The organism is Pseudomonas sp. RW3S2 (genome assembly GCF_014268955.1).
GTDB lineage: Bacteria > Pseudomonadota > Gammaproteobacteria > Pseudomonadales > Pseudomonadaceae > Aquipseudomonas > Aquipseudomonas wayambapalatensis.
This window is the reverse complement of the sequence record NZ_JABWRM010000005.1, coordinates 81,614-103,546: the sequence shown is the minus strand read 5'-3', so window position 1 is coordinate 103,546 and position 21,933 is coordinate 81,614. Positions and strand designations below refer to the sequence as shown.

21 protein-coding genes are annotated in these 21,933 nt (G+C 64.5%); 12 read left to right on the top strand and 9 right to left on the bottom strand.

Annotation, left to right across the window (positions count from 1 at the left end):
- The first annotated feature begins 28 nt into the window (after window positions 1-28).
- Window positions 29-547: an ACT domain-containing protein gene (locus tag HU748_RS09105; RefSeq protein WP_186667506.1), complete on the top strand. Its 519-nt coding sequence runs from the start codon at window positions 29-31 to the stop codon at window positions 545-547.
- Between the two features lie 216 nt (window positions 548-763).
- Here the strand turns inward: HU748_RS09105 and rarD are convergent, their stop codons facing one another.
- The 4 genes from rarD to HU748_RS09085 form a co-directional block, all read right to left on the bottom strand.
- A complete protein-coding gene (gene rarD / locus HU748_RS09100; RefSeq protein ID WP_186667507.1) occupies window positions 764-1,651 on the bottom strand; it encodes an EamA family transporter RarD in 888 nt (295 codons plus the stop codon).
- A 63-nt stretch (window positions 1,652-1,714) separates the two neighbouring features.
- Window positions 1,715-2,689, bottom strand: coding sequence for a serine/threonine protein kinase (locus tag HU748_RS09095; protein WP_186709394.1), 975 nt, complete (start codon window positions 2,687-2,689; stop codon window positions 1,715-1,717).
- A 274-nt stretch (window positions 2,690-2,963) separates the two neighbouring features.
- A complete protein-coding gene (locus tag HU748_RS09090) occupies window positions 2,964-3,728 on the bottom strand; it encodes a TOBE domain-containing protein (RefSeq protein ID WP_186720138.1) in 765 nt (254 codons plus the stop codon).
- Window positions 3,729-3,779: 51 nt separating this feature from the next.
- Window positions 3,780-4,520, bottom strand: coding sequence for a ComF family protein (locus HU748_RS09085; RefSeq protein WP_186720135.1), 741 nt, complete (start codon window positions 4,518-4,520; stop codon window positions 3,780-3,782).
- Between the two features lie 89 nt (window positions 4,521-4,609).
- Between HU748_RS09085 and bioB the strand changes: the two genes are divergently transcribed.
- The 9 genes from bioB to HU748_RS09040 all read left to right on the top strand — a co-directional run bounded on the left by bioB (window position 4,610) and on the right by HU748_RS09040 (window position 14,977).
- Complete coding sequence (bioB, locus tag HU748_RS09080; protein WP_186667511.1) at window positions 4,610-5,668, top strand: biotin synthase BioB; 1,059 nt, start codon at window positions 4,610-4,612, stop codon at window positions 5,666-5,668.
- A gap of 2 nt (window positions 5,669-5,670) precedes the next feature.
- Window positions 5,671-6,843 carry an 8-amino-7-oxononanoate synthase gene (bioF, locus tag HU748_RS09075; RefSeq protein WP_186720133.1) on the top strand — a complete coding sequence of 391 codons (1,173 nt, stop codon included), beginning with the start codon at window positions 5,671-5,673 and terminating at the stop codon, window positions 6,841-6,843.
- Complete coding sequence (locus tag HU748_RS09070) at window positions 6,836-7,567, top strand: alpha/beta fold hydrolase (protein WP_186667513.1); 732 nt, start codon at window positions 6,836-6,838, stop codon at window positions 7,565-7,567. The genes bioF and HU748_RS09070 overlap by 8 nt, the downstream gene beginning before the upstream one ends.
- The gene (bioC, locus tag HU748_RS09065) at window positions 7,560-8,378 is read left to right on the top strand and encodes a malonyl-ACP O-methyltransferase BioC (protein ID WP_186709388.1); all 819 of its coding nucleotides are present in this window, start codon (window positions 7,560-7,562) and stop codon (window positions 8,376-8,378) included. The genes HU748_RS09070 and bioC overlap by 8 nt, the downstream gene beginning before the upstream one ends.
- Window position 8,379: 1 nt before the next feature.
- Complete coding sequence (gene bioD / locus HU748_RS09060; protein WP_186667515.1) at window positions 8,380-9,060, top strand: dethiobiotin synthase; 681 nt, start codon at window positions 8,380-8,382, stop codon at window positions 9,058-9,060.
- A 142-nt stretch (window positions 9,061-9,202) separates the two neighbouring features.
- Window positions 9,203-9,499: a pyrroloquinoline quinone biosynthesis protein PqqE gene (locus tag HU748_RS09055; protein ID WP_186667516.1), complete on the top strand. Its 297-nt coding sequence runs from the start codon at window positions 9,203-9,205 to the stop codon at window positions 9,497-9,499.
- 292 nt (window positions 9,500-9,791) lie between these two features.
- On the top strand, window positions 9,792-11,597 hold the full coding sequence (locus HU748_RS09050) for a phenylacyl-CoA dehydrogenase (protein WP_186667517.1): 1,806 nt from the start codon (window positions 9,792-9,794) through the stop codon (window positions 11,595-11,597).
- A 204-nt stretch (window positions 11,598-11,801) separates the two neighbouring features.
- Window positions 11,802-13,085, top strand: a complete 1,284-nt coding sequence (locus HU748_RS09045) for a GGDEF domain-containing protein (RefSeq protein ID WP_186667518.1) — start codon at window positions 11,802-11,804, stop codon at window positions 13,083-13,085.
- A 122-nt stretch (window positions 13,086-13,207) separates the two neighbouring features.
- Window positions 13,208-14,977, top strand: coding sequence for an acyl-CoA dehydrogenase C-terminal domain-containing protein (locus HU748_RS09040; protein ID WP_186667519.1), 1,770 nt, complete (start codon window positions 13,208-13,210; stop codon window positions 14,975-14,977).
- Window positions 14,978-15,241: 264 nt separating this feature from the next.
- On the opposite strand, the gene HU748_RS09035 is transcribed toward HU748_RS09040, so the two are convergent.
- Complete coding sequence (locus HU748_RS09035; protein ID WP_186667520.1) at window positions 15,242-16,168, bottom strand: LysR family transcriptional regulator; 927 nt, start codon at window positions 16,166-16,168, stop codon at window positions 15,242-15,244.
- A 209-nt stretch (window positions 16,169-16,377) separates the two neighbouring features.
- Here HU748_RS09035 and HU748_RS09030 point away from each other — a divergent pair, with 209 nt between their 5' ends.
- Both HU748_RS09030 and HU748_RS09025 read left to right on the top strand, forming a co-directional pair.
- On the top strand, window positions 16,378-17,655 hold the full coding sequence (locus tag HU748_RS09030; protein ID WP_186720132.1) for an aminotransferase class III-fold pyridoxal phosphate-dependent enzyme: 1,278 nt from the start codon (window positions 16,378-16,380) through the stop codon (window positions 17,653-17,655).
- Window positions 17,656-17,807: 152 nt separating this feature from the next.
- Window positions 17,808-17,966 carry a YqaE/Pmp3 family membrane protein gene (locus HU748_RS09025; protein ID WP_003177654.1) on the top strand — a complete coding sequence of 53 codons (159 nt, stop codon included), beginning with the start codon at window positions 17,808-17,810 and terminating at the stop codon, window positions 17,964-17,966.
- A 27-nt stretch (window positions 17,967-17,993) separates the two neighbouring features.
- On the opposite strand, the gene HU748_RS09020 is transcribed toward HU748_RS09025, so the two are convergent.
- The 4 genes from HU748_RS09020 to pqqC are packed head-to-tail and all read right to left on the bottom strand — an operon-like array spanning window position 17,994 to window position 21,930.
- Window positions 17,994-19,802 (bottom strand): prolyl oligopeptidase family serine peptidase, encoded by a 1,809-nt coding sequence (locus HU748_RS09020; protein ID WP_186720131.1) that lies wholly within the window; start codon window positions 19,800-19,802, stop codon window positions 17,994-17,996.
- Window positions 19,783-20,931 (bottom strand): pyrroloquinoline quinone biosynthesis protein PqqE, encoded by a 1,149-nt coding sequence (gene pqqE, locus HU748_RS09015; protein WP_186709379.1) that lies wholly within the window; start codon window positions 20,929-20,931, stop codon window positions 19,783-19,785. The genes HU748_RS09020 and pqqE overlap by 20 nt, the downstream gene beginning before the upstream one ends.
- Complete coding sequence (gene pqqD, locus HU748_RS09010; protein WP_186720130.1) at window positions 20,903-21,178, bottom strand: pyrroloquinoline quinone biosynthesis peptide chaperone PqqD; 276 nt, start codon at window positions 21,176-21,178, stop codon at window positions 20,903-20,905. The genes pqqE and pqqD overlap by 29 nt, the downstream gene beginning before the upstream one ends.
- Window positions 21,175-21,930 carry a pyrroloquinoline-quinone synthase PqqC gene (gene pqqC / locus HU748_RS09005; protein WP_186667524.1) on the bottom strand — a complete coding sequence of 252 codons (756 nt, stop codon included), beginning with the start codon at window positions 21,928-21,930 and terminating at the stop codon, window positions 21,175-21,177. The genes pqqD and pqqC overlap by 4 nt, the downstream gene beginning before the upstream one ends.
- Window positions 21,931-21,933: the final 3 nt, after the last annotated feature.

The window sequence follows — 21,933 nt, the reverse complement described above, 5'->3', positions numbered from 1 at the left end:
CTTGTACGCGCAGGTAGAGGAGTGGCCCGTGGATCATCTTGTACTCACCGTGATCGCCCCTGACAAGGCCGGACAGGTCGAACGCATCGCCCAGTGCATCGCCGATCACAACGGCAACTGGCTGGAAAGCCGCATGTCGCGCATGGCCGGGCAGTTCGCCGGGATCCTGCGGGTTGCGGTGCCGGCGGAAAACTACGACGAGTTGGTCGAGTCGCTGCAGAAGCTGGGCGATCATGGCATTCGCGTGCTGATTGCCGAGAGCGGCATCGAGCCGTCCTGCACCTGGAAGCCGATCGCGATGGAGCTGGTGGGCAATGATCGCCCGGGGATCGTTCGCGATATTACCCGGCTGCTGGCGGATCAGGGGGTCAACCTGGAGCGCTTTACCACCGAGGTGCGTCCGGCACCGATGAGCAGCGAGCCGCTGTTCCACGCCGATGCCTTGCTGGCCTTGCCGCTGACCTTGTCGCTGGATGACCTGCAGCAGAAGCTGGAAAGCCTCGCCGATGACCTGATGGTGGAGTTGAAGCTCAGGCCGGAGGAATAGCAGGTTATCCCCGGTTTAACGGGGAAGCCCCTGTGGATAACCTGAGGGTACTCCCCGCCAGCCCCGACCAATCGCGGGCTGCACCGGATTGAGCAAAAAATGTCCATATTTCAGGGGGTTGTGCACAAAGCACGGGGATCAGGGTGTGGATAACCTCTGGAGACCTTGCTGCAGGCCACGCTTTCCGTGGCCTGCAGAGGCTTGATCGTTTTTTGATCAGGCGCGTTTGCGCAGGCTCAGCCAGGCATCGACGCTGTAGATCGCCAGGCCCGCCCAGATGAACATGAACGCGATCAGCGTGCTTGAGGACAGGTGCTCGCCGAACAGCAGCACCGCCTGCAGCAGCACCAGGGTCGGCGCCAGGTATTGCAGGAAGCCCAGGGTGGTGTAGGGCAGGTGGCGCGCGGCGGCGTTGAAGCACACCAGCGGCACCAGCGTGACCGGGCCCGCAGCCATCAACCACAGCGCTTCGCTGCTGCTGAAGAACGCGAGGTTGGCGCTGTTGGCCTGCGGATGCAGCAGCAGCCAGCCCAGTGCCAATGGCACCAGCATCCAGGTCTCCACAACCAGCCCCGGCAGCGCCGCCACCGGCGCCTGCTTGCGAATCAGGCCGTAGAAACCGAACGACAGCGCCAGCCCCAGCGACACCCAGGGCAGGCCACCGACCTGCCACACCTGTTGCGCCACCCCCGCCGCCGCCAGCCCGACCGCCAGCCATTGCAGGCGGCGCAGGCGTTCGCCCAACAGGAGCATGCCCAGCAGCACGTTGACCAGCGGGTTGATGTAGTAACCCAGGCTGGCCTCGAGCATGCGACCGTTGTTCACGGCCCACACGTAGGTCAGCCAGTTGCCTGCGATCAGCGCGCCGCTCAGGGCCAGGATCGCCAGGCGCCGTGGGTTGTCGCGCAGCTCCCGCCACCAGCCCGGGTGTTTCCACACCAGCAGCAGGAGCGAACCGAACAGCGCCGACCACAGTACCCGGTGGACGATGATCTCTACCGCCGGGACGCTCTGGATAGCTTTGAAGTAGAGGGGGAACAGGCCCCAGATGATGTAGGCGCTGAGGCCCAGGATGTACCCGCGCTGCGGGTTTGCGGCGTGCATGCAGATTCCTTGCTTTGGCAGCTGATATCGCGGCGCCTATTGTAGACAGGTGACGCCTTGCAACTAGAACAATTTCAGTGGCGCTTCATCCAGTGCGGCCATCTGCTCGCGCAGGGCCAGGATCTGGTCGCCCCAGTAGCGCGGCTGGCCGAACCAGGGGAAGCTGCGCGGGAACGCCGGGTCGTCCCAGCGCCGTGCCAGCCACGCGCTGTGATGCAACTGGCGCAAGGCGCGCAGCGGCTCGATCAGCGCCAGTTGGCGCGGGTCGAAATCGTGGAACTCGTCGTACCCGTCGACCAGTTCGGCCAACTGGGCCAACCGCTCTTCGCGGCTGCCGGCCAGCATCATCCACAGGTCTTGCACCGCTGGCCCCATGCGGCAGTCGTCGAGGTCGACGACGTGATAGATGTCGTCGCGGTGCATCAGGTTGCCGGCGTGACAGTCGCCATGCAGGCGGATCGCCTCGAAGGGCGTGCGTTGGTAGATATCCTCGACCCGCTTGAGCAGGTCGCGGGCCACCGACTCGAACGCCGGCAGCAGCTCGCGCGGGACGAAATCGCCGTCGAGCAGGGTCTTGAGCGAGGCATGGCCGAAGTTGTCTACAGCCAGCGTCTCGCGATGCTCGAATGGGCGCGTGGCGCCGACGGCATGCAGACGTCCGAGCAATTGCCCGAGGCGATACAACTGGTCGAGGTTGCCGGGTTCGGGCGCATGGCCGCCGCGGCGGGGGAACAGGGTGAAGCGAAAGCCCTGGTGCTCGAACAGGCTGCGACCGTCATGCTGAAGCGGGGCGACAACCGGCACCTCGTGCTCGGCCAGTTCGAAGCTGAAGCGGTGTTCCTCGAGGATGGCCGCATCGCTCCAGCGCCCTGGGCGGTAGAACTTGGCGATCAGCGGTTGTTCACCTTCGATGCCCACCTGATAGACGCGGTTCTCATAGCTGTTGAGCGCCAGCACCCGGGCATCGCTGAGAAAGCCCAGGCTTTCGACGGCGTCCAGGACCAGGTCGGGGGTGAGGGTATCGAAGGGGTGGGACATGGGAGCTCCGGCAGGGGAATGCATGCGTGGCATGGTAACGCATTCCATGGTTGCTTCAGGTGCCAAGGCTCCCAGCATTCCTGGACTGCCCCCAAGGGTTGGATGTGTGTCCAGCTTCTTGGGGGGCAGTCCATCCTGTGGGAGCGGGCTCGTCCCGCGATCGGGCGCGAAGCGGCCGCAAACCAGCCACTACAGTGCTTCAGGCCCATCACGTCGCATGCCAGGTAGCCGCTTCGGGTGATCGCGGTGCGAGCCCGCTCCAACGCATTGCGCGTTACACCGGCACCCCCAGCAGCACGAACGACGGATGAAACTGCGCCCGCACCCTGCTGCCGACCACGATTGCCTGCTGCTGCAGCCATTGCGGTTCGGCAAAGGCGCACAGCGTCTGCCCGTTCTCCAGCGCCAGCCGCATTTCACTGCCGCCGCCTTCATCGGCCAGCACTTCGTCGACCTGGGCGTGCAGGCAATTGTTCTCGGCGTCTGGCTGATCAGCGTCAGCCAGCACGTTCACCCAGCCGGCCTTGAGCAGGGCCACCACCGTGCTTCCCAGTGTCAGCTCCAGCCGTTCGGTACTGTCCCGGGTGATCAGCGCATCGATTTCCAGGCCGCCGCCCAGTGCCAGGCTGACCCGGTCGTAACGCCCCTCGCGGCGCAGCCCGCTGATCTGCCCGCGCAATTGATTGCGAGCGCTGGTGCGCAGCATCAGGCGGCCGAGCAGGTCGAGGTCGCTGTGTTCTTCGGTGGATTCTAGGATTTCGCTCTGCAACGCCTGGAGACGCTGATACAGGCGCAAGACCCGCTCGCCCTCCGTCGACAGCTTGGCGCCGCCACCGCCACGCCCGCCGGCACTGCGCTCGACCAACGGCTGGGCGGCGAGGTTGTTGAGCTCGTCGATGGCATCCCAGGCGCTCTTGTAACTGATCCCGGCCGCCTTGGCGGCGCGGGTGATCGAGCCTTGTTCAGCGATGTGCTGCAACAAGGCGATGCGCTGCGGGCGACGAAAGATGTGCTGGGCAAGCAGGGCGGGCAGGGACATGGGGCAGGTTACCGGCGGTGTGATGCGGCGAAAGTGCCTTCGAGACCGAGTCTAGTCAACCCCGCCGGGCCTGGGCGTGCGTGCCAGGCAATACACATCGACCCGGCGCGCCCCGGCCTTGCGCAGCAGGCTCGCCAGCGCTCGGGCAGTGGCACCGGTGGTCAGCACGTCGTCGACCAGGGCCACATGGCATCCGTCGAGCGCGGCGTGCGGTGCGATGGCAAAGGCCTGGCGCAGGTTACGCCAGCGCGCCTTGGCGTCGAGGGTCTGCTGCGCCGCAGTGTCGCGTGGGCGCAGTAGCACGCGCTCGTCGCAGGGGATGTGCAACTGGCTCGACAGCCAGCGGGCGAGCATGGCGGCCTGGTTGAAGCCGCGTTGGCGCAGTCGACGTGCAGCCAGTGGCACGGGCAACAGCTGGTCGGGTTTTGTCAGGCCCTCGTCATAGCGATGCTGCAGGGCCTGCGCCAGCAGATCCGCCAGCAACCGCCCCAGCGGCCACTGGCTGCGGTGCTTGAAGCGGCTGATTGCAGTATCCAACGGATACCCGTAGTGCCACGGCGCGATCACCTGCTCGAAAGGCGGTGGCCTGCGGCTGCACTGGCCACAGGTCATCGCCCGCATCGCCAGTGGCAGCGCGCAGCGCGTGCAATGCTCGTCGAGCCAGGGCAGCTCATGCTCGCAGGCCGGGCACAGGGGATATGCCTGTTGCGCAGGTTCGTCGCAGAGCAAACAGAATTGTTTAATATTTATCCACTTGTAAACCAGTGATTTTATGTTTGGTTGACAGTGCATGGGCCTTCCCTGACTATGCGAGCTATCCGTGAAGCGCTGGCGGGCTTTCCTGTCCCGGCGCCTGTCAGAGCCTAGATAAGGAAACGCCGATGAGCGCCAGCACAAATGCAACAACACGTCACGACTGGTCCCTGGCCGAGGTCAGGGCGCTGTTCCAGCAGCCGTTCAACGACCTGTTGTTCCAGGCGCAGACCGTGCACCGCGCGCACTTCGACCCAAACCGCGTGCAAGTCTCGACCCTGCTGTCGATCAAGACCGGCGCCTGCCCGGAAGATTGCAAATATTGTCCGCAGTCCGGCCACTACAACACCGGGCTGGAAAAACAGAAGCTGATGGAAGTGCAGAAAGTGCTGGAAGAGGCTGCCCGGGCCAAGGCCATCGGCTCGACCCGCTTCTGCATGGGCGCCGCCTGGAAGCACCCCTCCGCCAAGGATATGCCTTACGTGCTGGAGATGGTCAAAGGGGTCAAGGCCCTGGGCCTGGAAACCTGCATGACCCTCGGCAAGCTCGATCAGGACCAGACCCTGGCACTCGCCCAGGCGGGTCTGGACTACTACAACCACAACCTCGACACCTCGCCGGACTTCTACACCAGCATCATCACCACCCGCACCTACAGCGAGCGCCTGCAGACCCTCGCCTATGTGCGTGACGCCGGGATGAAGATCTGCTCCGGCGGCATCCTCGGCATGGGCGAGTCGCTGGACGACCGCGCAGGCCTGCTGATCCAGCTCGCCAACCTGCCCGAGCACCCGGAGTCGGTGCCGATCAACATGCTGGTGAAGGTGGCCGGTACGCCGCTGGCCAACGCCGAAGATGTCGACCCGTTCGACTTCATCCGCATGCTGGCGGTAGCCCGCATCCTTATGCCCAAGTCGCACGTACGCCTGTCCGCGGGCCGTGAGCAGATGAACGAGCAGATGCAGGCCCTGGCCTTCATGGCCGGTGCCAACTCGATCTTCTACGGCGAGAAACTGCTGACCACCGCCAACCCGCAGGCCGACAAGGACATGCAACTGTTCGCCCGCCTCGGGATCAAGCCTGAAGAGCGCGAAGAGCATGCCGACGAAGTGCACCAGGCGGCCATCGAGCAGGCGCTGGTCGAGCAGCGCAGCAGCGAGATGTTCTACAACGCCGCATCGGTCTGAGCATGGCCTTCGATCTGGCGGCACGCCTGGCCGAACGGCGCGCCGCGGACCTGTATCGGCAGCGCCCCCTGCTGCAGAGCCCGCAAGGCCCGGAGGTGGTGGTCGATGGGCAACGCCTGTTGGCGTTCTGCAGCAACGACTACCTCGGGCTGGCCAGCCACCCCGAGGTGATCGCTGCCTGGCGTGACGGTGCCGAGCGCTGGGGCGTCGGTGGCGGTGCCTCGCACCTGGTGGTCGGCCACAGTACGCCGCACCACGAGGTCGAAGAGGCCATCGCCGAGTTGACCGGGCGTCCGCGTGTGTTGTTGTTCACCACCGGCTACATGGCCAATCTGGGTGCTATCACGGCGTTGGTGGGGCAGGGCGATACGGTGCTGCAGGACCGCCTCAACCATGCCTCCCTGCTCGACGGCGGACTGCTCAGCGGCGCCCGTTTCAGTCGCTACCTGCACAACGATCCGGCCAGCCTGGCGAGCCGCCTGGATAAAGCGACCGGTGACACGTTGGTGGTCACCGACGGCGTGTTCAGCATGGACGGCGATCTTGCCGACCTGCCCGCCCTGGCTGCAGTGGCGCGTCCGCACGGCGCCTGGCTGATGGTTGACGACGCCCATGGTTTCGGCACGTTGGGCGCCAATGGTGGCGGTATCGTCGAGCACTTCGGGTTGGGCATCGACCAGGTGCCGGTGCTGATCGGCACGCTCGGCAAGGCCTGCGGTACTGCCGGCGCGTTCGTCGCGGGCAGCGATGACCTGATCGAGGCGCTGGTGCAGTTCGCCCGTCCCTACATCTACACCACCAGTCAGCCGCCGGCACTGGCCTGCGCAACGCTGAAAAGCCTGCAACTGCTGCGTGACGAACGCTGGCGGCGCGAGCACCTTGGCGCGTTGATCCGCCAGTTCCGCCAGGGCGCGCAGCAGATCGGCCTGGCATTGATGGACAGCCCGACCGCGATCCAGCCGATCCTGGTTGGCGATGCGGCGCGGGCACTGACGCTGTCGAAGATGCTGCGCGCGCGGGGCTTGCTGGTCACCGCGATCCGCCCGCCAACCGTACCGGCCGGCGGTGCACGCCTGCGGGTAACCTTGAGCGCCGCGCACAGCGAAGCGCAGGTCCAGCTATTGTTGAATGCATTGGCCGAGTGTCATGCACAGCTGGAGTCCGCCGATGCGTAACCGACTGATCCTCCTGCCCGGCTGGGGGCTGGGCACTGCTTCACTGGAACCCCTGGCTGCCAGCCTGCGGGCACAGGATCCACGCCTGCAGATCGAACTGGCGCCGTTACCGGAACTGGCCGACGATGACGTCCAGGCCTGGGTCGATCACCTCGACCGCAAGCTGCCGACGGATGTCTGGCTGGGCGGCTGGTCGCTGGGCGGCATGCTGGCCAGCGCCCTGGCGCACAAGCGCGGCGACCACTGCTGCGGCTTGCTGACGTTGGCCAGCAACCCCAGTTTCGTGGCCCGGCCCGACTGGCCCCACGGCATGGCCGAGGACACCTTCGGCACCTTCCTCGATGGTTGTCGCAGCCACCCCCAGGTCACCCTCAAGCGATTCCGTACGCTGTGCAGCGAGGGCGCGCAGCAACCCCGCACCTTGCTGCGCCAGCTTGGCGTGGGCGTGCCGGACACTGACCCCTTGTACCTGGCCACCGGCCTGCAAGTGCTGGCCAGGCTGGACACCCGCCAGGCGCTCGAACAGTACGGCGGCCCACAACTGCACCTGTTCGCCGGCAGCGATGCCCTGGTGCCGGCGGATGCGGCCAAGGCGCTCAGCGAGCTGCTGCCGGATGTCGAAGTCGGCCTGGTCGAAGACAGTTCCCACGCGTTCCTGCAGGAGTACCCACAGGAGCTGGCGGCGGGTATCAAGAGTTTCTTGCATGAGAGTGGTGATGACTGATCTTTCCCGTCCGATCCTGCCCGGTGCCCTGCCGGACAAGCGCCAGGTGGCGGCCTCGTTCTCCCGCGCGGCGGCCAGCTATGACAGCGTTGCCGCCCTGCAGCGCGCGGTGGGTGAGGCTTTGCTCACGCGCTTGCCGACGTCGATGACGCCGACCCGCTGGCTCGACCTGGGCAGCGGTACTGGCCATTTCAGCCGGGCCCTGGCCGCCCGCTTCGAGGCTGCCCACGGTGTGGCGGTGGATATCGCCGAAGGCATGTTGGGCCATGCTCGCGAGCAGGGCGGGGCGCATCATCACGTGGCGGGCGATGCCGAGCGTCTGCCGCTGCGCGATGACGCTTTCGACTTGGTGTTCTCCAGCCTGGCGGTGCAGTGGTGCGACCAGTTCGCCAGCGTGCTGGCCGAAGCCCGGCGCGTGTTGCGACCGGGTGGGGTGCTGGCGTTCAGCAGCTTGTGTGTCGGCACGCTGGAGGAGTTGCGTGCCAGTTGGCAGGCGGTGGATGGGATGGTGCATGTCAATCGGTTCCGGCGCTTCGAGGATTACCAGCGCCTGTGCGCCGACAGCGGCCTGACCCTGCTCGGGCTGGAGCGCCTGCCCCACGTACTGCACTACCCGGATGTGCGCAGCCTGACCCACGAACTCAAGGCGCTGGGTGCGCACAACCTGAATCCCGGGCGCCCGTCGGGCCTGACCGGGCGTGCACGCATGCAGGGGCTGCTGCAGGCCTATGAGCAGTTCCGTGATGACCAAGGCCTGCCTGCCACCTATCAGGTGGTCTATGGGGTATTGCGCAGAGGCGAAGAGGAGTGACATGAACCAGGCCTATTTCATCGCCGGTACCGACACCGATGTCGGCAAGACCACCATCGCCGCCGGGCTGCTGCGTGCAGCACGTAACCTTGGGCGCAGCACACTGGCTGCCAAACCTGTGGCGTCCGGATGCACGGTCAGCCCCAAGGGGCTGCGCAACAGTGATGCGCTGGCGCTGATCGACGAAAGCTCGATCAAGCTGCCTTATGAGCAGGTCAATCCCTTCGCCTTCGAACCGGCCATCGCCCCACATGTGGCTGCACGCGAAGCCGGTGTGGCACTGAGCGTGCCGACGCTGCGTGACGCCATGCAGCAAGTACTGGCGCACGGCGCCGACTTCACCCTGATCGAGGGTGCGGGTGGCTGGCGGGTGCCCTTGTCCGATCATGCCAACCTGTCCGACCTGGCGATTGCCTTGAAGCTGCCGGTGATCCTGGTGGTGGGGGTGCGCCTGGGTTGCATCAACCATGCGCTGCTCAGTGCCGAGGCCATCGCCCGCGATGGTCTGCAACTGGCGGGGTGGGTGGCCAATATCGTCGATCCCCGGACTTCGCGGCTAGAAGAGAACCTGGCGAGCCTCGCCGAGCGTCTGCCGGCGCCATGCCTGGGGCGGGTGCCGTGGCTGAAACCTGCCGCAGCCGAGGCGGTGGCCGAGCATCTGGATCTGGACCTGCTTGACTGATCGCTCGGTGAACATCCGGTTACGAAAAATGCCCTGATTCTATTAGCTGGCACTGGGCTATTAAGGATTTAAACGGGTAATTTCCTTTCCGGGCTGTTTTAATTGAGGCCTCTTCCTTCACCCAGTCTTGTGGAGTCCTGATATGGAAATCACCGGCAGCTCTGCTTTCTACGCAGGCCTCGGCGCCATCCAGAACGGGCAGAACCGTGTCGACCAGGCCGCCGGCCAGATCGCCAGCAATGGCGTCGAGCGCGCAGGCACCAGCCAGTCCACCAGCTATCAGGCCGAGCGCCTGCGTGGCGTAGACCGCAGCCAGCAGCAAGACCTGGCCACCAGCACTGTGCAGCTCGCCCTGGGCAAGCATGAAGTCGAACTGGGCGTGAAAGTCGCCAAAGCGTCCGACGAAATGCTCGGTCGGTTCATCGACACCTACGCCTGACTGCATAACCGTCGGCCAAGCACCTGTGGGAGCGGGTTTACCCGCGAACAATCCAGACACCATTGCGTGGCCTGGTTGATTCGCGGGTAAACCCGCTCCCACAGGCGCTTTGGGCCGATGAATCAAGCGCTGGCATAAATGCCATCGTTCGCGACCGAATTGGCACCATCGTCCCTTCTTGACATTGCCCTGAGCTAAACGTAAGTTTCAAACAACTGTTTGACCGAAAGCCGCCAAGAGCTGGTTGGTACCCGCGGTCTCCCCAACGAACTCAGCCCAGAGGTTCATCGCCATGCCTGAATACAAAGCCCCCTTGCGTGATATTCGCTTCGTCCGTGACGAGCTGCTCGGCTATGAAGCGCACTATCAGAGCCTGCCGGGTTGCCAGGATGCTACGCCGGACATGGTCGATGCGATCCTCGAGGAAGGTGCCAAGTTCTGTGAGCAGGTGCTGGCCCCGCTGAACCGTGTCGGCGACCTGGAAGGCTGCACCTGGAGCGAGTCGGGCGTGAAGACTCCGACCGGCTTCAAGGAAGCCTACAAGCAGTTCGTCGAAGGTGGCTGGCCGAGCCTGGCCCATGACGTCGAGCACGGCGGCCAGGGCCTGCCAGAGTCGCTGGGCCTGACCCTGAGCGAGATGGTCGGCGAGTCGAACTGGTCCTGGGGCATGTACCCAGGCCTGTCGCACGGCGCGATGAACACCATCTCCGAGCACGGCACCCCCGAGCAACAGGAAACCTACCTGACCAAGCTGGTGTCCGGCGAATGGACCGGCACCATGTGCCTGACCGAGCCGCACTGCGGCACCGACCTGGGCATGCTGCGCACCAAGGCCGAGCCGCAGGCCGATGGCAGCTACAAGGTATCCGGCACCAAGATCTTCATCTCGGCCGGCGAGCACGACATGGCCGACAACATCGTCCACATCGTGCTGGCGCGCCTGCCCGATGCTCCGGCCGGCACCAAGGGCATTTCGCTGTTCATCGTGCCCAAGTTCCTGCCGAACGCCGAAGGCGGTGTAGGCGAGCGCAACGGCGTGAGCTGCGGCTCGCTCGAGCACAAGATGGGCATCCACGGTAACGCCACCTGCGTGATGAACTTCGACGCGGCCACCGGTTACCTGATCGGCCCGGCCAACAAAGGCCTGAACTGCATGTTCACCTTCATGAACACCGCGCGCCTGGGCACTGCACTGCAAGGCCTGGCTCACGCCGAAGTGGCCTTCCAGGGTGGCCTGAAGTATGCCCGCGACCGTCTGCAGATGCGTTCCCTGACCGGCCCGAAAGCACCGGAAAAGGCCGCTGACCCGATCATCGTCCACCCGGACGTGCGCCGCATGCTGCTGACCATGAAAGCCTTCGCCGAAGGCAACCGCGCAATGGTCTACTTCACCGCCAAACAGGTGGACATCGTCAAGTACAGCCAGGACGAGGAAGAGCGCAAGAAGGCCGATGCACTGCTGGCCTTCCTGACCCCGATCGCCAAGGCGTTCATGACCGAAGTCGGTTTCGAGGCCGCCAACCATGGCGTGCAGATCTACGGTGGCCACGGTTTCATCGCCGAATGGGGCATGGAGCAGAACGTGCGCGACAGCCGTATCTCGATGCTGTACGAAGGCACCACCGGCATCCAGGCCCTCGACCTGCTCGGCCGCAAGGTGCTGATGACCCAGGGCGAGGCGCTCAAGGGCTTCACCAAGATCGTCCACAAGTTCTGCCAGGGCCAGGAAGGTAACGAAGCCACCAAGGAGTTCGTCGAGCCGCTGGCTGCGCTGAACAAGGAATGGGGCGAGCTGACCATGAAGATCGGCATGGCCGCCATGAAAGACCGCGAGGAAGTCGGTGCCGCGTCCGTGGACTACCTGATGTACTCCGGTTACGCGTGCCTGGCGTACTTCTGGGCCGACATCGCCCGCCTGGCGGCCGAGAAGCTGGCGGCCGGTACTGCTGAAGAGGCGTTCTACACTGCCAAGCTGCAGACCGCACGCTTCTACTTTCAGCGCATCCTGCCGCGCACCCGCACGCATGTGGCGGCCATCCTGTCGGGTGCCAACAACCTGATGGCGATGAAAGAAGAAGACTTCGGTCTGTCGATCTGACGCCTGACGCTGTACGGAAAAACGCCTGCCATTATCGGCAGGCGTTTTTTTTTGCCCGCCCTCGTTGCATCCGGTAACGAGAAAACCTCAAGACTCGACACCCGCCTGCCGTTAAACCCTTTTGTTGTATTCATCTATTCATGTGCGCTGCCGATGAAGTAAGGGCACAATGCCATTATTGATCTGCCGGGTCGGAGATTACCCTTGTTTCGTCTATCCGCTGTTCGCGCCAGCCACTTCCTGCCTTCGATCCTGCTGTTGCTGTCGGGGCTTGCGGCGGCCTACGTCAGGGACCTGAGCGTGTTCTTCACGTCCCTGTTCAACGTGCTGCCTACCCTGGTGCTGCTGCTCGGCGGTGCCTACTGTGCGGTGTATCGCCGCCAGCGCGAACTGTTCCTGATGGTTACGGTGTACATCGCCTACTTCCTGCTCGATACCCAGACCGATTACTACCGCGATCACGGCCAGGTCCGCGAAGACGCTGCAGTCGTGTTTCACCTGGTGTGCCTGTTGCTGCCTGCGCTGTTCGGCCTGTTCGGCGCCTGGCAGGAGCGCACCCACCTGGCCCAGGACATGCTTGCTCGCTTCGCCGTGCTGTTCGCGGTTGGCAGCGTGACCCTGGCGCTGGAGCAGAGTTACCCACAGGCGCTGCTGACGTGGCTGGCAGAGATCCGCTGGCCGTCGCTGCATGGGCAGTGGATGAGCCTGATCCAGTTGGCCTACCCGTTGTTCCTGGGCGTGTTCATCCTGCTGGTGGTGCAGTACCTGCGCGAGCCCCGGCCATTGCACGCCGCGCAGATCACCGGCCTGGTGGGGATCTTCTGGATGCTGCCGCAGACGTTCATACTGCCCTTCACCCTGAACATCATGTGCAGCCAGGTGATGCTGATGATCGCCGCAGCGGTCTCCCACGAGGCCTACCAGATGGCGTTTCGCGATGAGCTGACCGGGCTTCCTGGCCGCCGCGCGCTGAACGAACGCATGCAGCGCCTGGGCCGCAACTATGTGATCGCCATGACCGACGTGGATCACTTCAAGAAATTCAACGACACCCATGGCCACGACGTTGGCGACCAAGTGCTGCGCCTGGTCGCCAGTCGACTGTCCAAGGTGACCGGGGGTGGGCGTGCCTATCGCTATGGCGGTGAGGAGTTCGCCCTGGTGTTCGCCGGCCAGACTGCCGAAGAATGCCTGCCGCACCTGGAGGCGGTGCGCGAGATGATCGCCAACTATGCCATCCAGTTGCGCGACCAGAACAACCGCCCGCAGGATGATTCCACCGGGCGCCAGCGACGGGCAGGGTCGGCAGGCAACACGGTGTCGGTGACCATCAGTATCGGCGTCGCCGAGCGCCTGCCGGAGCACCGCAACCCGGAAGAGGTGCTCAAGTCCGCCGACCAGGCGCTCTACAGCGCCAAGGCTGCAGGGCGCAACTGTGTGATGCTGTCGGGGCAGACCGCGCGGCGCGGGGCGGTTCGCACGGCGTGACCATATCGGACTATATGGTCGAGTGATGACCCTATGTCTCGTAAAAGTTGTTCGGTTACACTGGCCTCAACCCAGTGCGCGGCCCCTGGTGGCCGCCCCGACTCTGCTAACGAGAGGTTGTCATGGCCGACTATAAAGCGCCCCTGCGCGATATGCGCTTCGTACTCAATGAAGTCTTCAAGGTTTCCGAACTCTGGGCTCAACTGCCGGGCCTGGCGGACGTCGTCGATGCCGAGACCGCCCTGGCCGTGCTGGAGGAGGCCGGCAAGGTCACCAGCAAGAGCATCGCGCCGCTGAGCCGCGCCGCTGATGAAGAAGGCTGTCACTGGGACAACGGCGCGGTCCGCACCCCGGCCGGATTCATCGAGGCTTACCAGACCTACGCCGAAGGCGGCTGGGTCGGTGTCGGTGGTGATCCGCTGTTTGGTGGCATGGGCATGCCCAAGGCCATCTCGGCCCAGGTCGAGGAAATGGTCAACGCCTCGAGCCTGTCGTTCGGGCTGTATCCGATGCTCACCGCAGGTGCCTGCCTGTCGATCAACGCCCACGCCAGCGAAGCGTTGAAGGAAAAGTATCTGCCGAACATGTACGCCGGCGTCTGGGCCGGCTCCATGTGCCTGACCGAGCCCCATGCCGGCACCGACCTGGGCATCATCCGCACCAAGGCCGAGCCGCAGGCTGACGGCAGCTACAAGGTCAGCGGCACCAAGATCTTCATCACCGGTGGTGAGCACGACCTGACTGAAAACATCATCCACCTGGTGCTGGCCAAGCTGCCGGATGCGCCGGCCGGTCCGAAAGGCATCTCGCTGTTCCTGGTGCCCAAGTTCCTTGTCAACGACGACGGCAGCCTGGGTGCGCGCAACCCGGCCACCTGTGGCTCGATCGAACACAAGATGGGCATCCAGGCTTCGGCCACCTGTGTGATGAACTTCGACGAGGCGGTCGGCTATATCGTCGGTGAGCCGAACAAAGGCCTGGCGGCGATGTTCACCATGATGAACTACGAGCGCCTGGGTGTCGGTATCCAGGGCCTGGCGTCGGCCGAGCGCTCCTACCAGAATGCCGTCGAATACGCCCGCGACCGCTTGCAGAGCCGTGCGCCGACGGGCCCGCAAGCCAAGGACAAGGTCGCCGACCCGATCATCGTCCACCCCGACGTGCGTCGCATGCTGCTTACCATGAAAGCGCTGACCGAAGGCGGTCGGGCGTTTTCCACCTATGTCGCGATGCAACTGGACAGCGCCAAGTTCAGCGAAGACGCCGCCACCCGCAAACGCAGCGAGGAACTGGTGGCCTTGCTGACGCCGGTGGCCAAGGCCTTCCTCACCGACCTCGGCCTGGAGTGCACCGTACATGGCCAGCAGGTGTTCGGTGGACACGGCTACATCCGCGAATGGGGCCAGGAGCAGTTGGTGCGCGATGTGCGCATCACGCAGATCTACGAAGGCACCAACGGCATCCAGGCCCTGGACCTGATGGGGCGCAAGGTGGTGGCCAGCGGCGGCGCTTACTACCGTCTGTTCGCGGACGAGATCCGCGAGTTCATCCGCACCACCGACGTCGAGTTCAGCCAGCCGCTGGGTACTGCGCTGGATCAGCTCGACGGCTTGACCGAATGGGTGCTGGAGCGGGCCAAAGGCAACCCCAACGAAATTGGTGCCGCCTCGGTCGAGTACCTGCATGCGTTCGGCTACGTGGCCTATGGCTACATGTGGGCACTGATGGCCCGTGCTGCGCAGGTAGGTGAGGGCGACGAGGCCTTCTATGGCGCGAAGCTTGGGACGGCGCGCTTCTACTTCGCCCGCCTGCTGCCAAGGCTGGATTCGTTGGTGGCTTCGGTGAAGGCGGGCAGCGAGTCGTTGTACTTGCTGGATGCCGCGCAATTCTGATCGAGGGCCGGGGTTTACGCGTGCGAACAGGACGTTCTGAAAACCTCGGCTTTGTAAGCTTTTTCCTACATCACGTGGTGACTTTTCTCCTCTTTCCTAAGATTGGATCCACGGTTAATCTTTCTTACATGGACGGAGCGCAGGAAGCGCAAAGGACAGAACAGGGACACGTAGGATTTCCCGCCAGGATGGTGGGACGATAAGGATGTCAGGGAAACAGTCTGGAGAACCCCGCCTCGGCGGGGTTTTCTTTTTCTGGCGTTTTTACCCGTTGCGGCCGTCCAGCGCCGGGACGCCCACCTGGCGAGCATCGCTCTCCTCCTCCAGCAGGGTGCGCAGCAATTCCACCGACGCCTGCTGGCGTTGGGCATCGCGAAATACCAGGCCCACCTTGAGCGGAACCCGTGGCTCGCTCAGGGGTTTCCACAGCAGTGCCTGATCGTCTTCGGCCGCTTCCTTGGCACGCCCCGGAAGGATGGTCGCCAGGGCGGTATTGGCCAGGCTGTCGAGAATCCCGCCCATGTTGTTCATCTCTGCCTGCACCTGCGGCCTGCGCCCGAGATTGGCCAGTTGCGCCTTCCAGATCTGCCGGATCTGGAATTCCTCCCCCAGCATCAGCAGCGGTAATTCGGCGGCTTGTCTGATCGAGACCTTCTTGAAGTCTTTCAGTGGATGCGTATTGGGGATGACAAGCTGCAGTTCATCTTCGTACAACAACAGCCCATGCAGCCCTGGCTGACGTGGCGGCAGGTAGCTGATACCGATATCCAGGCTGCCGTTGAGCAGCCGCCGCTCGATTTCCAGCCCCGACAACTCGTAGATCTGCACGATCAGGTGTGGCTGGGCCTTGCGCAGTTTCTCCAGCAGCCGCGGCACCAGGCTCGGGCGTACGGTCTGCAGCACGCCGATGGCCAGGGTGCGCAAGGACTGGCCCTTGAACCCCTGCATGGCTTCCTGGGCGCGCTGCAGCCCGTCGAGCAGGGGCAGCGCATGGTTGTAGAGGGTGTGCGCGGCGAGGGTTGGCAGCAAGCGCTTGTTGCTGCGTTCGAACAGGTTCAGGTCAAGGCTGTGCTCAAGCTGGCGGATCTGTTGCGACAGTGCCGGTTGCGACAGTGACAGGCGCTCGGCAGCCCGGCCCACATGGCCTTCTTCATAGACCGCGACGAAATAACGCAGTTGGCGAAAATCCATAAGAAATACTTATCGAAAAAGCTGGAAAAACGAAATGGCCGCGAAGCGCCGGTACGCCTAGTCTATCGCCGTATTCCGGAGGGCTGAAGCGATCAGCCCGGTTCATTGTTACCCCGGATGAGAAACACTTTTGATAGGCAAGGCAAAATATCCGACCCCAGGCGAAGACCGGGGCGCCTTGCCGTCCCCGTGATTGCCCTGGAGTCATCATGAACCTGTTCAAGCTGCGTCGTTCGGCTGCGGCCGTTGCCGGGCCCGTGCAGAGCACGACGCAGGAGGCGGCGCCATCGCAACTGTCCCGCGAGTGGCTGATGCCTGGCCGCAAGCGCGCACCTCAGGTGTTCGTGCGTGGCCAGGGTTCGTGGTTGTGGGACGACCAAGGGCATGCGTACCTGGACTTCACCCAGGGCTGCGCGGTCAACAGCCTCGGGCACAGCCCGGAAGTGCTGGCCAGGGCCCTCGGCAGCCAGGCCCAGGCCCTGATCAATCCGGGCGCGGGCTTTCACAGCTCGGCGCTGCTGGCGTTGGCCGGGCGCTTGTGCCAAAGCACCGGCAGCGACCAGGCGTACCTGCTCAACAGTGGCGCCGAGGCTTGCGAGGGCGCAATCAAGCTTGCGCGCAAATGGGGCCAGCTGCATCGCGGCGGTGCCTATCACATCATCACGGCCAGCCAGGCCTGCCATGGCCGCAGCCTTGGCGCGCTGTCGGCGTCCGACCCGCTGCCGTGCAACCGCTGCGAACCGGGATTGCCCGGTTTCAGCAAGGTGCCGTTCAACGACCTGGCCGCCCTGCATGCCGAGGTCGACTCGCGCACCGTGGCGATCATGCTCGAGCCGATCCAGGGCGAGGCCGGCGTGATTCCGGCAACACGTGAATACCTGCAGGGTGTCGAAAAGCTTTGCCGCGAGCTGGGCATCCTGTTGATTCTCGACGAAGTGCAGACCGGTATCGGCCGTTGTGGCGCGCTGCTGGCCGAACAGACCTACGGCGTGCGGGCCGACATCCTCACCTTGGGCAAGGGCCTGGGCGGCGGGGTGCCGCTGGCGGCCCTGCTGGCCCGCGGTACGGCCTGCTGCGCCGCGCCGGGCGAGCTCGAGGGCAGCCACCACGGCAACGCCCTGATGAGCGCGGCGGGCCTGGCTGTGCTGGATACCGTGCTGGCGCCGGGTTTTCTCGAGAAGGTGCAGGACAGCGGCCGACACCTGCGCGAGGGTCTCAGCCGTCTGGCGGGGCGCTACGGGCAGGGCGAGGTGCGGGGCCTGGGGCTGTTATGGGCGTTGCAGCTGCGTGAAGCGCTGGCTCAGGAACTGGTCGAGGCAGCACTGCAAGAAGGCCTGCTGCTCAATGCCGCGCAAGCGGATGTGGTGCGCTTCTCGCCAGCGCTGACCGTGAGCCGGGGCAATATCGACGAGATGCTGCTGCGGCTGTCCCGCGCCTTCGCCCGTGTGCATTCCCGCCAACAGGTTCGCCGCGAAGCGACGGCCTGACCACCGAATTTCAAAGAACCGTCTCGCGTTCCTGCGCATCGCCCTTGGCCAGCTGTATTTGGCCCGGGGCGTTTTTTTTGAGCGTGATATCAGTGTGGAACCTCTGACGAAGCGCACTAGTCTGTGTTGAGAACCCTCCAGGAGAGCATCACATGGACTTCATTCGTATCATCATCGCTATTCTTCTGCCGCCTTTGGGCGTGTTCCTGCAGGTTGGCTTCGGCGGCGCGTTCTGGTTGAACATCCTGCTGACCCTGCTGGGCTACATTCCAGGGATCGTGCATGCGGTGTACATCATCGCCAAACGCTAGGCCATGGTGGGGCCGTGCGCGGCCCCCTCAGCGCTCCAGCACCTGGCAATAGAATCGCCATTCCTCCTCCAGCGCATGGGCAAGGTTCTGTGCCTTGCGAAAACCATGACGCTCTTCGGCATAGAAATGCCCCACGGCCTTGATGCCATTGGCTTTCAGTGCTTCCAGCATGCTGCGGGTCTGTTCCGGCACTACTACGGCATCCAGTTCGCCCTGGAAGAAGATCACCGGCGCCTTGATCCGCTCAGCATGCAGTAGCGGCGTGCGCTGCCGGTAGCGCTCGGCATCTTGCTGCGGGTCGCCGATCAGCCACTCCAGGTAATCGCCTTCGAACTTGTGAGTCGCCTTGCCCAACGCGATGGGGTCGCTGACGCCATAAAGGCTGGCGCCCGCGCGGAATACGTCGTGGAAGGCCAAGGCGCATAGCGTGGTGTAGCCGCCGGCACTGCCGCCGCGAATGAACGCCTTGTCCGGGTCGATCAAACCTTGCCCGGCGAGAAATACAACGGCGGCGCATGCGTCCTGCACGTCGATCTCGCCCCAGCGCAGGTGCAATGCCTGGCGATAGGCGCGGCCATAGCCGCTGCTGCCCCGGTAGTTGAGGTCGGCGACGGCGAAACCGCGCTGGGTCCAGTACTGGATGCGTGCGTCGAGCACCGGATAGCAGGCCGAGGTCGGGCCTCCGTGGATGAACACCACCAGTGGGGGTTTGTGCTGGCTGTCCATGGCTGGGTAGAAGAAACCATGGGCCAGGGCCTCGCCACTGGGGTAGCTGATGGGTAGCGGGCAACTGATGCGCGTGTCCGGCAGCACCTGGCTGCCTCCCGCCAGGACCCGGCTGCGCTGGCCGTCGCGTTCGATGGCGAGGATTGCAGGCGGGCGTGTGGGGGAAGCTGCGATGGCGTAGAGGTATTGCGCGTCCATCGCCAGGCTGCGAAACCGTGTGTAGTCCTTGGCGAAGGCCTGCATACGGTTGTCTTCGCCGTGTATCGCCAAGGTCCCGAACCCGTTTTCGAAGCGGGTGGCGAGGTAGCGCTGCGGCCCCAAGGGTAGCCAGGTGCATGCGCCCAGCTGCCAGGGCGCGGCAGCGTGGTCGGCGGCCTCGGCGGGCAGCGCCTGCCAACGACCGCCGACCTCGCCCCAGGGTTGCCAGAAACCGTTGCGATCGGACAGGCAGTACAGCCTGCCGTCAGCGTCGAAGCGTGGTTGCTGCAGGGACTCGTCCTGGCCGGCCACACATTGTGCCGCCCCCCAGAGCCCATCGCCTTGTAGTTCGCGGAGCATCAGGCGGGTGACCGTCCAGGGCTGTGCCGGGCGATCCCACTCGATCCATGCCAGGCGTTGGCCATCCGCGCTCAAGGTGGGCGAGGCGTAGAAGTCGGCGCCCTCGGCCAGCACCTGGCGCGTTCCGGCGGCCAGCGCCACCAGCCGATGCTCGACGCGCTCGGCATGATGCTCTTCGACCGCCAGTACCTGGCCCTCATGCCACTGCAGGTCGCCATAGCGACAGTCAGGTGCTGCGGTCAGCGCCTGTGGCTGCGAGCCGTCCAGCGCCTGGCTATAGACCTGTTGGTCTTTCTCGTTGACGAAGAGCACGGCATCCGGGCTCAGGCAAAAGCTGCCGCCGCCGTATTCATAGACTCGGCTGCGCGCGCTGAAACCATCCGGTGTCAGGCAATGGGCCTGCTGCTGGCGCCAGTGCCAGATACGGCAGGCGCCATCGGCGGGGCGGAATTCGTTCCAGAACAGCCCCTGGTCGCCGACCTTGAGTTCGGCGAAGTCGGTGCCGGCGGCCACTGCCTGGGTGGCGCTGAACTCAGCCGCGGGCGATGACACGGGAGTTGCGCTCGTTGCGGAAGGTCATCTGTTCGATGTTCATCTGGGCGGTCTGCGCCTCCTCGCGGGCCTTGAGAATGATGCCGTGATCCGGCGACTTGGCGCACACCGGGTCGGCCTTGCTGGCATCGCCGGTGAGCATGAAGGCCTGGCAGCGGCAGCCGCCAAAATCCTTTTCCTTCTCGTCGCACGAACGGCAGGGTTCGGGCATCCAGTCATAACCGCGAAAGCGATTGAAGCCGAACGAGTCGTACCAGATATGCCGCAGGTCATGGTCGCGCACGTTGGGAAACTGCACCGGCAACTGGCGCGCGCCATGACAGGGCAGGGCGGTGCCGTCGGGGGTGATGGTCAGGAACAGGCTGCCCCAGCCGTTCATGCAGGCCTTGGGGCGTTCTTCGTAGTAGTCGGGCGTGACGAAGATCAGCTTGCACGGGTTGCCGTCGGCTTTCAGACGATCGCGGTACTGGTTGGTGATGCGCTCGGCACGCTCGAGCTGCTCGCGGGTCGGCAGCAAGCCCAGGCGATTGAGGTGCGCCCAGCCATAGAACTGGCAGGTGGCAAGTTCGACGAAGTCGGCCTCGAGAGCGATGCACAGCTCGATGATGCGGTCGATGCGGTCGATGTTGTGCCGGTGGGTGACGAAGTTCAGCACCATCGGATAACCGTGGGCCTTCACCGCGCGCGCCATTTCCAGCTTCTGTGCGAAGGCTTTCTTCGAACCGGCCAGCAGGTTGTTCACCTGTTCGTCGCTGGCCTGGAAGCTGATCTGGATATGGTCCAGGCCGGCCTGCTTGAAGGCCGCGATCTTCTGCTCGGTGAGGCCGATCCCGGAGGTGATCAGGTTGGTGTAGTAACCCAGGCGCCGGGCCTCGCCGATCAGGTCGGTGAGGTCCTGGCGCACCAGTGGCTCGCCGCCGGAAAAACCGATCTGCGCCGCGCCCATTTCACGGGCCTGGGCCATCACCTGGAACCACTGCTCGGTACTCAGCTCCTTGCCCTGGGCGGCGAAGTCCAGCGGGTTGGAGCAGTACGGGCACTGCAGCGGGCAACGGTAGGTCAGCTCGGCCAGCAGCCACAACGGCAGACCGACCGGCACCTCAGGCGAGGGTGATCCAGTGTTCGGCACGGGCCACCTCCATGAACTGCTCGATATCCTCGGCCACTTCCGGGATACCGGGGAATTGCTGTTCGAGCTCGGCGATGATCGCCGCGACATCGCGTTGGCCGTCGACCAGTCCACCGATCAGGCCGGCACTGTCGTTGAGCTTGATCATGCCTTCGGGGTACAGCAGTACGTGACCCTTCTGCGCGGGTTCGTACTGGAAGCGGTAGCCGGTGCGCCACTTCGGCACCAGTGTGCGGTCGAGACTCATAGTGCGATCCCCTTGTGCCAGACCCGTTCGCTTGTGACGCTGTGATAGGGCGGGCGGTTCAGTTCATAGGCCATGCTCATGGCATCGAGCATGCTCCAGAGGATATCCAGCTTGAACTGCAGGATTTCCAGCATACGCTCCTGCCCTTCGCGCGTGGTGTAGTGCTGCAGGGTGATCGCCAGGCCGTGCTCTACATCGCGTCGGGCCTGGCCCAGGCGGGTTCGGAAGTACTCGTAGCCGGCCGGGTCGATCCAGGGGTAGTGCTGCGGCCAGCTGTCCAGGCGCGACTGGTGGATCTGCGGGGCGAACAGCTCGGTCAGCGAGCTGCTGGCCGCTTCTTGCCAGGAGGCGCGGCGGGCGAAGTTGACATAGGCGTCGACGGCGAAGCGCACGCCGGGCAGCACCAGTTCCTGCGAGCGCAGTTGGTCCGGGTCCAGGCCCACCGCCTGGCCGAGGCGCAGCCAGGCCTCGATGCCGCCGTCCTCGCCCGGGGCGCCGTCGTGGTCGAGCAGGCGCTGGATCCACTCGCGGCGTACTTCGCGGTCCGGGCAATTGGCCAGGATCGCGGCATCCTTCATGGGGATGTTCACTTGGTAGTAGAAGCGGTTGGCCACCCAGCCCTGGATCTGCTCGCGGGTGGCGCGGCCCTGGTACATCGCCACATGGTAGGGGTGATGGATGTGGTAGTAGGCGCCCTTGGCGCGCAGGGCCTGCTCGAACTCGGCAGGGGACATCGGCAGTGCGTCGCTCATCAG

Coding starts and splice junctions, on each gene's coding strand:
- HU748_RS09090 (WP_186720138.1), bottom strand. CDS start 3,728: ATGTCCCTGCCCGCCCTGCTTGCCCAGCACATCTTTCGTCGCCCGCAG.
- HU748_RS09055 (WP_186667516.1), top strand. CDS start 9,203: ATGGAAATCACCGGCAGCTCTGCTTTCTACGCAGGCCTCGGCGCCATC.
- pqqD (WP_186720130.1), bottom strand. CDS start 21,178: ATGAGTCTCGACCGCACACTGGTGCCGAAGTGGCGCACCGGCTACCGC.
- pqqC (WP_186667524.1), bottom strand. CDS start 21,930: ATGAGCGACGCACTGCCGATGTCCCCTGCCGAGTTCGAGCAGGCCCTG.
- bioB (WP_186667511.1), top strand. CDS start 4,610: ATGAGCGCCAGCACAAATGCAACAACACGTCACGACTGGTCCCTGGCC.
- bioC (WP_186709388.1), top strand. CDS start 7,560: ATGACTGATCTTTCCCGTCCGATCCTGCCCGGTGCCCTGCCGGACAAG.
- HU748_RS09095 (WP_186709394.1), bottom strand. CDS start 2,689: ATGTCCCACCCCTTCGATACCCTCACCCCCGACCTGGTCCTGGACGCC.
- bioF (WP_186720133.1), top strand. CDS start 5,671: ATGGCCTTCGATCTGGCGGCACGCCTGGCCGAACGGCGCGCCGCGGAC.
- HU748_RS09025 (WP_003177654.1), top strand. CDS start 17,808: ATGGACTTCATTCGTATCATCATCGCTATTCTTCTGCCGCCTTTGGGC.
- HU748_RS09050 (WP_186667517.1), top strand. CDS start 9,792: ATGCCTGAATACAAAGCCCCCTTGCGTGATATTCGCTTCGTCCGTGAC.
- rarD (WP_186667507.1), bottom strand. CDS start 1,651: ATGCACGCCGCAAACCCGCAGCGCGGGTACATCCTGGGCCTCAGCGCC.
- HU748_RS09070 (WP_186667513.1), top strand. CDS start 6,836: ATGCGTAACCGACTGATCCTCCTGCCCGGCTGGGGGCTGGGCACTGCT.
- HU748_RS09035 (WP_186667520.1), bottom strand. CDS start 16,168: ATGGATTTTCGCCAACTGCGTTATTTCGTCGCGGTCTATGAAGAAGGC.
- bioD (WP_186667515.1), top strand. CDS start 8,380: ATGAACCAGGCCTATTTCATCGCCGGTACCGACACCGATGTCGGCAAG.
- HU748_RS09085 (WP_186720135.1), bottom strand. CDS start 4,520: ATGCACTGTCAACCAAACATAAAATCACTGGTTTACAAGTGGATAAAT.
- HU748_RS09040 (WP_186667519.1), top strand. CDS start 13,208: ATGGCCGACTATAAAGCGCCCCTGCGCGATATGCGCTTCGTACTCAAT.
- HU748_RS09030 (WP_186720132.1), top strand. CDS start 16,378: ATGAACCTGTTCAAGCTGCGTCGTTCGGCTGCGGCCGTTGCCGGGCCC.